Source organism: Bacillus sp. MMSF_3328 (assembly GCF_030733525.1).
GTDB lineage: Bacteria > Bacillota > Bacilli > Bacillales > Cytobacillaceae > Bacillus_AB > Bacillus_AB infantis.
In genome coordinates this window covers 244051-256121 of record NZ_JASHIV010000005.1, presented here as the reverse complement: position 1 = coordinate 256121, position 12071 = coordinate 244051, and the positions used below count along the sequence as shown (strand labels likewise).

Here is a 12071-nt window from a genome sequence, read left to right as displayed (position 1 = left end):
ACAGATGGTCTTAGTCAAGGCCGCTAAGACCCTCTGACCAGGAAAAAAGAAAACAGAGGGTCTTAGTCAGAGCCACTAAGGCCCTCTAACCAGAAAAAAAGAAAACAGATGGTCTTAGTCAAGGCCGCTAAGACCCTCTGACCAGGAAAAAAGAAAACAGAGGGTCTTAGTCAGAGCCACTGGGAGCCTCTGATCAAGAAAAAAGAAAACAGAGGGTCTTAGTCAGAGCCACTGAGACCCTCTGACCAAGAAAAAAGAAAACAGAGGGTCTTAGTCAGAGCCACTGGGGCCCTCTGACCAGGAAAAAAGAAAACAGAGGGTTTCAGTCAGAGCCACTGAGGCCCTCTGACCACTGTAGTTCTGCTCCGCTCTACTCATCAAGCCAAAATGCCTTTAATTTACTTTTAAATACCTTCTGCGCGTGCTGGCCACTTGCCTGATTTCATCCCATAACTTCAGCTTTTTTTATAAAAAAAAGAAAAAGTCCCAGGCGGAGTACAGGAAGTTGGCTATATCTGATAGAATATTACTAAAAGTTACAAAATAGAGGAGTTATTATGAAAATAGGAATCATTGGCGGGGGGGCCATTGGATTATTATTTGCAGCATACTTGCAGAAAGGTCATGACGTCACTCTGTATGTCCGTTCTGAAGAGCAGAAAAAGCTTATCTCTTCATATGGGATTTCATTATTGGCGGAAGGCAGGGAACATATTTCTTATGTACAGGTGCTGCTGACTGATGAATGGAAGGGAGAAGAAGAGCTCTCCATTATTGCGGTCAAGCAATATGATATCCACCCCCTTATTTCTATCATAAATGATAATCAGGCGGCCCCATCCTCTTCTTTTTTATTTCTCCAGAATGGAATGGGCCATCTGTCACTGCTTCACGAACTCAGGGCCAGGGCCATCCTTGTAGGAACTGTTGAGCATGGGGCTTTAAAAAAAGATGCAAGGACCGTTCAGCACACAGGTGCTGGAAGAACGAACATAGCGGTTTTCTCAGGAGAAGGAACAGAAGCGGCCGAATGCCTGGAGGAAACTTCAGGGGACTTTCCTTTTACTGTCCGCAAGGATTACAAGGAAATGCTCCTTCAAAAGCTTGTCATCAATGCTGTAGTCAACCCGTTGACTGGCATTCTTCAAGTGAAAAATGGAGAATTGATTGAAAATCCCTTTTATTACATAGTAGTGCAGAAATATTTTGCGGAAATTGCCGCTGTGCTGGAGCTGTCCGATCCTGAAGAAGCTTTTGATGCTTTGGTTTCAGTCTGCAGGAAAACTTCATCAAACACTTCATCTATGTTAAAAGACCTGCAAAACCAGAGGCAAACAGAAGCTGATGCCATTCTCGGATATATTCTGGGAGAAGCGGATAAAAAAAATAAACACGCTCCCCTTGTTCATGCATTTTATTCGTGCATCAAGGGGAAGGAGCCTGGAAACTAGGGGGGATCCATCATGTCATCATTCTTTTCGGCAGTTGCCGCAACACTTGTAACAGTACCGCTGCTAGGCTACCTGATTGTATTCGTCATCAGCAAGCAAATTACAGGAAGTCACAAAAAGTCAGTCCGCATTGCACTCGACTCTAGTACATTTCTTCTTATTCTTTCTGTTCATTTTTTGATCCTGGCTATTTGGGAACGGTCTTATTTATGGATTATAGTGCTGTTCATGCTGTTTGCTGCAGTCATATTCACAGTCATCCATTGGAAAGTTAAACAGGAAATTAATATCCAGATGATTTTCAAGGGGTTCTGGCGATTCAATTTTCTTTTGTTTTTCTCTGCCTATATTGTCCTTTTGATCTTCGGTGTCTTTCAAAGTGTCTCCGGCTATCTGTCTATTCCGTAAGCAGGCAATGCTCCGATAGTCATTTTTGGGGCATGTTTCTCAGGCAAAGTTTTTTTCTTTTCAATTCTGACAATGATATACTCAGATAGGAGTGAAAATTGTTGACCAGAAAGGAAGTACTTAGATGGAGATTTTAAATCTCTCACTGCCGGCATCCAGCCGGTTTGCGACAGATTATACGTCTCATGAGCCTGAGGTGGAGCGTTTTTTCCATTACCGCTATCATGATGCCAGCGAATATCAAAGGCGTTTGAACGAGCTGAAGGGACGGAAGTTTTACAGAGAAGAGCTTGCCGATTATATCGGGCAATATATGTCCAGATTTCCTTCTTCGGACAAAACCGGCATTTCATTAGATAAGCTTCGCTCGGAGGACAGTGTGGTCATCATCGGCGGACAGCAAGCAGGAATATTGACTGGGCCTTTATATACTATACATAAAGTAATTTCTATAATTGTTCTTGCAAAGCAGAAGGAAGCCGAACTCGGAGTTCCCGTTGTACCGGTGTTCTGGATAGCCGGGGAGGATCATGATTATCATGAGGTCAATCATATCTTTGCGGAGAACAGCGGGCGGATTGAAAAAGCTGTGTATCCGCATAAGATACTGGAGAAGAAAATGGTATCTATGATCGAGCTGGATCGAGCCCTGTGTTTCCGCTGGGCTGAAAGCCTGATTGAAGGCTATGGAGAAACAGAGCATACAAAAGATCTGCTTCAGTTTGTCCAGCGGGCTGCCGACGAGTCAGAAACCTTTGTGGACTTTTTTTCATATATGATTATGGAGCTGTTTAAGGAATATGGCATTTTGCTTGCCGATTCAGGCGACAGCCGCCTGAGAAAGCTTGAAAAAAACATTTTCTCTGAACAGCTGAGCCAGTTTTCCTCCATCACCAAAGCTGTCAAACAGCAGCAGAGGGAAGTGGAGGCGGCCGGTTTTAAGCCGGCGATCGAAATAGGAGATAATGCAGCAAACCTTTTCTTCTATGATGAACTCAATTCTGAAAGGGTCCTTCTGGAATATAATGAGGAACTCAGCGTATTCGAAGGCAAAAACGGAGCTATTCAGTTTTCTCTTGATGAACTGTCGCTGATTGCCAAGGAATCGCCGGAAAAGCTAAGCAATAATGTGGTGACAAGGCCAATTACGCAGGAACGGCTTTTCCCGGTCCTTGCTTTTATTGCCGGCCCGGGGGAAATTGCCTATTGGGCAGAGCTCAAACAGGCATTTGAACATCTCGGCATGGAGATGCCTCCGATTGTGCCAAGGCTGAATATCACACTGCTGGAAAGGCCTGTTGCTTCGGACATCCAGGATCTGGACCTGGAAATTGCAGCGGTTTTGGAAAATGGAACAGGCAAAGAGCAGGAAGCTTTTGTCGATGGAGTAAAGGACCAGGCGCTTTCAAGCCTTTTCGGAGAAACGAAAAAGCAGCTGATCAGCCAGTATAAGATGATTGAAAGCCGTCTTCGGGAAACTGACAGGGGAATGCTGCCCCTGCTTGAAAAAAATGAATCTTTTCTTCTAAAGCAGCTGGATTTCATGGAGGCGAAGACTGAAGAAAGCTTGAAAAACAGGCATTCAGCCATTCTTACTAAATACAGGCGGATTGAAGCTGCCTTAAGGCCATCGGGGTCGCCTCAGGAACGGATCTGGAATATCCTATATTATCTGAATTTGCATGGTCTTACCCTTATACACGATATAATGGAGCTTCCATTTGAGTTTGATGGAAAGCATAAACTGGTAAAGCTCTAAAAAGAAGGACGGCCACTGACCTGCATGCCTGTAAAGAGGTTTGGGATGGAAACATTCCAAACCTCTTTTTTTTATGAGTTTTTTTTGAAATGGATATTTGTTTCCCCATCCCTTGCCAATATGGCTGGGAATTTTTTCGCATTGAGAGCAGCGCCTGCATCCAGGAAAGAATTTTCCATCAGGAAATAAAAAGGAGAAAAATAATTATTTACCAGAAGGATTTGCAGAATGCAAGGAGAATATTAAAAACATGTGGAGGAAAGTGGGGGAATGTGGTACATTTGAGTTGGAAAGTGGGGTTTAGGGCATGTTCATGGGCGAATACCATCATAATGTTGATACAAAAGGCCGTTTGATAGTGCCTGCTAAATTCCGTGACAATTTGGGCGAAATGTTCATTTTGACACGCGGGCTTGATCAATGTTTGTTTGGCTATCCGCTTTCTGAATGGAAGCAGCTTGAAACAAAGCTGAAAGGGCTGCCCTTGACCAAGAAGGATGCACGAGCGTTTACCCGCTTTTTCTTTTCCGGTGCATCTGAATGCGAACTCGATAAGCAGGGAAGAATCAACATTTCCAGCCCGCTCATGCAATATGCGAAGCTGGAAAAGGAATGTGTCATAGTAGGCGTTTCCAATCGAATCGAAATTTGGAGCAAACATCTGTGGGAAGATTTTTTTGCAGAGTCAGAGGAATCTTTTGCTGAAATTGCAGAAAATATGATTGGGTTTGATATATAATGGGAATGTTTTATTAGTATAATAATTCCTCGATGATTCGATTGGAAGGTGGAAGACAAGGATGTTTGATCATAAAACAGTTTTGCTGGAGGAAACGGTAGCCGGTCTCGATATTAAGCCGGATGGCGTCTATGTCGATTGTACAATGGGCGGGGCCGGCCACAGTGAACTGATTCTGACACAGCTGTCAAGCCGGGGGAAGCTGTATGCTTTTGACCAGGATGAAACAGCTATTGAAAATGCACAAGAGAAGCTCAGCAAATATGGAGACAAAATCACTATAATAAAAAGCAATTTTCTTCATTTAAAGGAAGAGCTGGAAAAAGCCGGAGTCACTGAGGTGGATGGTGTGCTCTATGATCTTGGCGTATCTTCGCCGCAGCTTGATACACCTGAGCGGGGATTCAGCTATCATCATGAGGCTCCGCTTGATATGCGGATGGATAAGGATGCAAGCCTGTCCGCTTATGAAGTGGTGAATGATTGGCCGTATGAGGACCTTGTCAGGATCTTCTTCCGGTATGGCGAGGAAAAGTTCTCAAAGCAAATAGCAAGAAAGATTGAAGCCGCCAGGGAGAAAGCACCGATTGAGACGACCTCCCAGCTGGTCGAACTGATAAAAGACGGCATACCGGCACCGGCAAGAAGGAAGGGCGGCCATCCTGCCAAGCGGGTTTTCCAGGCAATCAGGATTGCTGTCAACGATGAGCTTGGTGTTTTTGAGAAGTCGCTTGAGCAGGCTATTGATATTCTAAAGCCAGGCGGCCGGATCAGTGTCATAACTTTCCACTCGCTTGAGGACAGGATATGCAAAGCGACTTTCAAGAAAGCAAGCGAGACTCCGCCGCTGCCTCCGGGCCTGCCGATCATTCCAGACGAGTTCAAGCCGGTGCTTAAGCTTGTTGCAAGGAAGCCTATACTTCCATCAGAAGAAGAGCTGGAAGAAAATAACAGGGCGCGGTCGGCAAAGCTGAGGGTTGCAGAAAAACTGTAAGCAGACTAATAAGGGGACAAGCTTAACAGCTTGCCCCAATATAAAAATTAAGGCCAGGCATTGTCCGGCCCTATATGATCACAGGAGGGATAAAATGAGCAACTTGGCAAGGAAAATGCAGCAGGAGGAAGTACAGCAGCACAAGACAGCTGTAAAGGTGAAGAAGGTTAAGATTAAGAACCTGTGGCTCTCGCCCGGCGAAAAAATAATGGGTGTCGTTTTTGGGGCCATTGTCTGTTTTGGCGCTGTCCACATCATTTCAAACCAGGCTGCCATTTATGAGATGAACAAAGATATCCAGGATATCCAAACCTCTATAAACGAGAAAGAAAAATCAAATCGCGAGCTTGAAATGCAAATCAGCGAGCTAAGTACATACGAGCGCATTTTTGAAAAAGCAAAATCTCTTGGTCTGACACTTAATGAAAATGTCAGAGGTGTACAGGATAAATGATGAAAAAACAGCCAAATATCAATTATGGAGCAGCGATATTATTTGTAATATTCAGCCTGCTCTTTTTTGTTCTGATGTACAGATTTGTGTCAATTCAAATAACAGGAGAAGCGGGCGGCCAGCCTTTGGCGGCAAAAGCGGAGCAGAAGTATACCAATGAACGCGTCCTTGAGGCGAAAAGGGGAACCATCTATGACCGGGGGGGCGATGTGGTAGCAGAGGACGCCAGCTCATTTACGCTGGTTGCCATTCTTGATAAAGATATGACTGTCAATAAAAAGAAGCCTAAGCACGTGGTTGACAAAGATAAAACGGCAAGGGAGCTTTCCAAGGTAATTGACCTGGAAGAATCCGAGATTAAGAGGATTCTATCAAAGCCTGATGCCAAACAGGTGGAGTTTGGTACGGCAGGCCGCAATATATCCAATTCGCTTAAGAGGGAAATCGAGGACCTGAAGCTTCCGGGAATTTCTTTCCGGCCGGAAATCAAGCGATTCTACCCTAATGGTATGTTTGCATCCCATCTGGTGGGCTATGTTGAAAAGCCCGAAGAAGAGGATAAGGATGAGCCGGAAAGAACGCCGGCAGTCGGAAAGCTCGGGATAGAAAAAAGCCTGAACACCGTCCTGAGCGGCATCAATGGGAAGGTAACCTATGAAAAAGATCACTGGGGATATCTTCTCCCGGGGACTGACGAAAAGGTAAAACCGGCCAAGGATGGAAATGATGTTTATCTGACGATCGATAAAAAAATCCAGACATTTCTGGAAGACAGCATGAATAGTGTCCAAAAAGAATATAATCCGAAGAAAATGGTGGCGATCGTGGCTGACCCTAAGACAGGGGACATCCTGGCCATGTCTCAGCGGCCGTCCTTCCATCCCCAGACAAGGGAAGGCCTGTCCGATGATTGGTATAATGAGGCAATCGAGACTTCATTTGAACCTGGTTCGACCATGAAGATATTTACGCTGGCATCTGCGATTGAAGAAGGGCAGTTCAATCCCAATGCCTGGTATGAGTCAGGGACCTATGTGGTGGACAAGGGATCAAGGCCGGTCCGGGACCATAACTATGGACGGGGATGGGGTTCAATCACCTATCTCGAAGGAGTGCAGCGATCCTCCAATGTTGCTTTTGCAAAAATTGCCAAAGAGCAGCTTGGCTTTGATGCTTTCAGGAAGTATTTGACCAGGTTTGGGTTTGATAATCCTACCGGAATAGACCTTCCGAATGAAACAGGTGCTAAATTCGCCTATCAGTATCCGATTGAAAAGGCAAACACTGCTTTCGGACAAGGGACGGCTGTCACGCCGATCCAGCAGATCCAGGCAGCAACCGCCATTGCGAATAAAGGGCAGATGATGAAGCCCCATGTGATTGACAAAATCGTTGATTCAGCAACAGGAGAAGTGATCAAGGACACAAAGCCTGAAAGCGCCGGAAAGCCGATTTCCGAAAAAACGGCGAAGGAAGTCCTTGATATACTTGAAACAGTAGTTTCATCAGAGAAAGGTACAGGCTATAAAAAATATAATCTGGAAGGCTATAAAGTTGCCGGGAAAACCGGAACCGCACAAATTCCGGGATCAGGCGGATATTTGACCGGGCCAGAAAACTATGTTTTCTCCTTCATGGGCATGGCGCCGGCAGAAGATCCTGAGCTGGTCATGTATGTGGCAGTCCAGCAGCCGCAAATCGATGATTACGTAAAAGGGTCTCTGCCTGTATCGCAGATCTTCAAGCCGGTTATGCAGAACAGCCTTCAATATTTGAATATAGAACCTTCAAAGCAGACGAAGGTTGAAGCAAAAGAGGTTCCGGATGTTGCAGGCCTTTCTGCGGATGATGCTGCCAAAAAGCTGAGCGGCGCAGGGTTTGTGCCGGCTGTGATCGGGAAGGGCGGCAAAATAACGGGACAGCTTCCGGAACCGGGAGCTTCTATACTCGAAGGGGAACGGGTAGTCATTAAAACGGACGGGACTTTGAATGTTCCTGATATGCAGGGCTGGTCTATGAGGGATGTTATGAAGACGGCTAAAATTGCCGGCCTGAAGCTGAATACGGTAGGCAGCGGCTTTGCAGTCAAACAGAATCTTTCCCCGGGATCTCCAGTCAAGGAAGGCGAGTTTCTAATTGTGGACTTTGAAACGCCTCTGGAACAATACAGCCGGTCAGCTGCCGAAGAGGATGAAGCTGCCGGCGGGGAAGACGCTGAAGAGGAAGAAGTATTGGATTAACAGTAAAGGGCGCACCGTTTCAGGCGGTGCGTTCTATTTGTGCTGGTACAAGCATATAGTTGAACGAGCCATAATTGAAGGAGGTTCGTTTTTCATGCGCGTTTCAAATGTTACCGTAAGAAAACGGTTGACCATTGCTTTATTGGCAGGCATACTCATCTTTTTCATCATCGATATCCGGCTCGGATATGTCCAGTTTTTCCTTGGCAGCATGCTGACGGATGAAGCTAAAGAGTTGTGGAGCCGGGACATCCCGTTCGAGCCGGAAAGGGGAGAAATCGTCGACCGCAATGGTGTGGCTTTGGCAACCAATGTCAGTGCCCCGACCGTCTATGTCGTTCCAAGGCAGGTAAAGGATCCTGATGAGACGGCTGAGAAGCTGGCCGCCATACTGAATATGTCAGAGGAGAAGGCGCTTCAGCTGATCACCAAGCAGGCATCAAGTGTGAAAATACCTGAGGGCAGAAAAATTTCCCATGAAAAAGCAACAGAAATCAGGGCAGAGGGAATGGCTGGGGTCTATATCGCCGAGGACTCCAAGCGGCATTATCCTTTTGGCAATTATCTTTCACATGTGCTCGGATTTGCCGGGATCGACAACCAGGGGCTGATGGGGCTGGAGCTTTACTATGACAAAGATTTGAAGGGCGAGAAAGGCTCTGTCAAATTTTACGCAAATGCAAAAGGACAGCGGATGAATGATATGGCAGATGATTATAAGCCGCCGGTCGATGGCATGGACCTGAAGCTGACGATCGACTCGAAGGTGCAGACGATTGTCGAGAGGGAGCTGGATATTGCAGAGGCGGCCTATAATCCGGACGGGATCATTGCCATTGCCATGAACCCGAATACAGGGGAAATCCTCGCAATGTCAAGCAGGCCGGACTTTGATCCTGCCAATTTCCGGAACGTTGCACCGGATATTTACAACCGGAACCTGCCGGTCTGGAGCTCATATGAGCCGGGCTCCACTTTTAAAATCATCACTCTTGCAGCTGCCCTTGAAGAAGGGAAAGTAGACCTTGCCAAAGATCACTTTCATGATCCGGGCTACACTGAAGTAGGAGGAGCGAGGCTGCGCTGCTGGAAAAGAGGGGGGCATGGAAGCCAATCATTCCTCGAAGTCGTGCAGAATTCATGCAACCCGGGCTTTGTGGAATTAGGAGAAAGGCTTGGGAAGGAAACATTGTTCAAATATATTAAAGACTTTGGTTTTGGTGCAAAAACAGGCATAGATCTTCAGGGTGAATCAAAAGGGATCTTATTCAATCTTGAAAATGTCGGTCCGGTTGAACAGGCGACCACTGCTTTTGGACAGGGTGTTTCCGTTACGCCGATCCAGCAGGTTGCAGCAATATCAGCAGCCGTCAATGGCGGGACGCTGTATACACCATTTATAGCAAAAGAGCTGATTGACCCTGCTTCAGGTGAAATCGTGATGAGAAAAACCCCTGAGGCTAAGAGGAAGGTCATATCAGAGGAAACTTCTAAGGAAATCCGCCTTGCGCTTGAAAGTGTAGTGGCTCAAGGGTCCGGGAAAAAAGCGTTCGTAGACGGATACAGGGTCGGCGGCAAAACCGGGACTGCGCAAAAGGCGGAAAACGGAAGATATCTCGAGAACAATCATATTGTGTCCTTTATAGGCTTTGCCCCTGCGGACGATCCTGAGCTTGTTGTCTATGTGGCAGTTGACAATCCTAAAGGCACTATCCAGTTTGGCGGGGTGGTTGCAGCACCGATCGTCGGGAATATCATGGGCGACAGTCTTAGGGCAATGGGTGTTGAGCCGAGAAAGGAACAGCTTGAAAAAGAGCTGACATGGCTGGATACTCCGATGGTGGAAGTGCCCGATTTAGTAGGCATTACGAAAAAGGAGCTCGGCGAATTGATTGTCAACCTGAAAATAGACGGCAGCGGGGAAGGCGAGACAGTTGTCAGACAAACCCCTCAGCCTGGTGTGAAACTGAAGGAAGGGTCTACAATCAGACTGTATTTTGATGACGAATAAGAGCAGGATGCGGGCGGCCGGTCAGCGCTGCCCGTTTTCTTTAGTAAGAAGCAAAAGGAATTTTGTCATCCGTTTCAGTCAAAGGAAGTTTTTCTTTAAATTTTCATTACTAAATGGCTAAAACAAGAATAATCATGTAAAATATAAGTCGCCATGCAGGAATTATTTTGGCTGAGAGCTTTAGAGAAAGCATACAGCTCTTTTTCAGCTATGAAAAAAGCAGCTGCAGATCCGCTGCGTGGCCGACTGAGCAAAACGGCAGGGGATGATGCAGGCTGATGCTGCCTGTCTTTCCTGCGGAATGAGAGGAATGGGTTCAATTGAAATTACATACACTGCTACACTATCTCCACCCCTTTAAACCTTTTGGTGGTGATAATCCTGAAATTGTGTCCTTAGAAAATGATAGCAGGCAAGTGAAAAAAGGGAGCTTGTTCATCTGCATAGAGGGCTTTACGGTTGATGGACATCATTATGCAGAAACAGCTGTCCAGAACGGGGCGGCGGCCGTTTTGGCTGAGAGGGAGCTTTCGCTGAATGTCCCTGTCATCATTGTCAAGGATACAGCAAGGGCCATGGCTGTACTGGCCGATGCTTTCTACGGCCAGCCAAGCCAGCAGCTGCATTTGATTGGAATCACCGGTACAAACGGGAAAACGACGACAAGCCATCTTATTGAAAAGATTCTGGCAGATGCCGGCAAAAGCACGGGCCTCATCGGGACGATGTACACCAAAGTCGCCGGCGAGACGCTTGAGACGAAGAATACGACGCCGGAAAGCCTGACATTGCAGAAGACCTTTGCTTCCATGGTCGAAAAGAAAGTGGAAGCGGCTGTTATGGAAGTAAGCTCCCACGCACTTGATGAAGGGCGCGTCCATGGCTGTGATTTCAATGTGGCCGTGTTTACTAATCTGACACAGGACCATTTGGATTATCACAAAACAATGGACGAATACAGAAGGGCTAAAGGCTTGCTTTTTGCACAGCTTGGGAGCGCGTTCTATCACAATAAACCTAAGTATGCTGTACTGAATGCCGATGATCCGTCAAGCGCCGAATACAGGAAATCGACTGCTGCGCAGATTCTGACCTATGCAATCGATAATGAGGCGGATTTGCGTGCCGTGCACATCCAGATGGATGCCAGAGGCACTTCATTCGACCTTGTCAGCCCGTTTGGCGTGCACCCTGTTGCCATGCAGCTGATCGGCAAATTCAGTGTTTATAATGTGCTGGCTGCAATAGGGGCAGCTTTGGCTTCAGGTCTTGAGCTCGAAGCGATCCTGGAATCCATTTCAACTGTCAAAGGTGTCCCGGGCAGATTTGAAACAGTGGATGCCGGACAGGATTTTTCTGTGATTGTCGACTATGCGCATACTCCTGACAGTCTGGAAAATGCATTGGAAACGGTAAAAGAGTTTGCTGAGGGCCGGATTTTCGTCGTAGTTGGCTGCGGCGGTGACAGAGACAGAACCAAAAGGCCACTGATGGCTAAAATCGCCTGCAGGCTTGCAACTGATGCGGTATTTACATCGGATAATCCGAGAAGCGAAGATCCGGAAGAAATATTGAAAGATATGGCTGCGGGCGTCCCTGAAGGAAATTACACAATGATAGCAGACCGCAAAGAGGCAATAGCATACAGTGTTGGTGCTGCAGGCAAGGGAGATGTGATTCTCATAGCAGGCAAAGGGCATGAAACATACCAGCAGATCGGCGGGCAGACATTCGACTTTGACGACAGGACTGCAGCTAGAGAAGCTATACAAAACAGATAACCAGGGCAGCAGCCGGGAAAGCTGCTGCTCCGATGATATACTCTATAACAAATAATAAATAGATATACTGAAAGGCTTTTGATCATGACGAATACTATTCAATCCAGCGGTGCCGAATGCGGCATGGCTGCCCATAACTACCATAAGATAGAAAATAAAAGTCTTAATGACAGGCTCACTACATATGATATTGCAGTAATGAATGAGCGGGCATTACAGGAAGGAGGGGAATAA

At 46.5% G+C, this 12071-nt stretch carries 10 protein-coding genes; all 10 read left to right on the top strand.

Translation table 11 applies throughout. The features are described 5' to 3' along the window. Positions 1-557 precede the first annotated feature (557 nt). The 10 genes from RBB45_RS11910 to RBB45_RS11865 all read left to right on the top strand — a co-directional run bounded on the left by RBB45_RS11910 (position 558) and on the right by RBB45_RS11865 (position 12071). Complete coding sequence (locus tag RBB45_RS11910; RefSeq protein WP_306009600.1) at positions 558-1451, top strand: 2-dehydropantoate 2-reductase; 894 nt, start codon at positions 558-560, stop codon at positions 1449-1451. 12 nt (positions 1452-1463) lie between these two features. Next, the gene (locus RBB45_RS11905) at positions 1464-1859 is read left to right on the top strand and encodes a DUF3397 domain-containing protein (RefSeq protein WP_009791168.1); all 396 of its coding nucleotides are present in this window, start codon (positions 1464-1466) and stop codon (positions 1857-1859) included. Positions 1860-1983: 124 nt separating this feature from the next. Further along, complete coding sequence (bshC, locus tag RBB45_RS11900) at positions 1984-3618, top strand: bacillithiol biosynthesis cysteine-adding enzyme BshC (RefSeq protein ID WP_306009599.1); 1635 nt, start codon at positions 1984-1986, stop codon at positions 3616-3618. A gap of 307 nt (positions 3619-3925) precedes the next feature. Then, on the top strand, positions 3926-4357 hold the full coding sequence (gene mraZ / locus RBB45_RS11895; RefSeq protein WP_009791171.1) for a division/cell wall cluster transcriptional repressor MraZ: 432 nt from the start codon (positions 3926-3928) through the stop codon (positions 4355-4357). A 61-nt stretch (positions 4358-4418) separates the two neighbouring features. Then, positions 4419-5351 (top strand): 16S rRNA (cytosine(1402)-N(4))-methyltransferase RsmH, encoded by a 933-nt coding sequence (rsmH, locus tag RBB45_RS11890; protein WP_224950186.1) that lies wholly within the window; start codon positions 4419-4421, stop codon positions 5349-5351. Between the two features lie 94 nt (positions 5352-5445). Beyond that, positions 5446-5805 (top strand): cell division protein FtsL, encoded by a 360-nt coding sequence (gene ftsL / locus RBB45_RS11885; RefSeq protein ID WP_009791173.1) that lies wholly within the window; start codon positions 5446-5448, stop codon positions 5803-5805. Then, positions 5802-8045, top strand: a complete 2244-nt coding sequence (locus RBB45_RS11880) for a penicillin-binding protein (RefSeq protein ID WP_009791174.1) — start codon at positions 5802-5804, stop codon at positions 8043-8045. Before ftsL ends, RBB45_RS11880 begins: the two co-directional genes overlap by 4 nt. 94 nt (positions 8046-8139) lie before the next feature. After that, positions 8140-10056, top strand: a complete 1917-nt coding sequence (locus tag RBB45_RS11875) for a stage V sporulation protein D (RefSeq protein WP_094767513.1) — start codon at positions 8140-8142, stop codon at positions 10054-10056. A gap of 320 nt (positions 10057-10376) precedes the next feature. Next, positions 10377-11837 (top strand): UDP-N-acetylmuramoyl-L-alanyl-D-glutamate--2,6-diaminopimelate ligase, encoded by a 1461-nt coding sequence (locus RBB45_RS11870; protein WP_306009598.1) that lies wholly within the window; start codon positions 10377-10379, stop codon positions 11835-11837. 84 nt (positions 11838-11921) lie between these two features. After that, positions 11922-12071 (top strand): hypothetical protein, encoded by a 150-nt coding sequence (locus tag RBB45_RS11865; RefSeq protein ID WP_009791178.1) that lies wholly within the window; start codon positions 11922-11924, stop codon positions 12069-12071.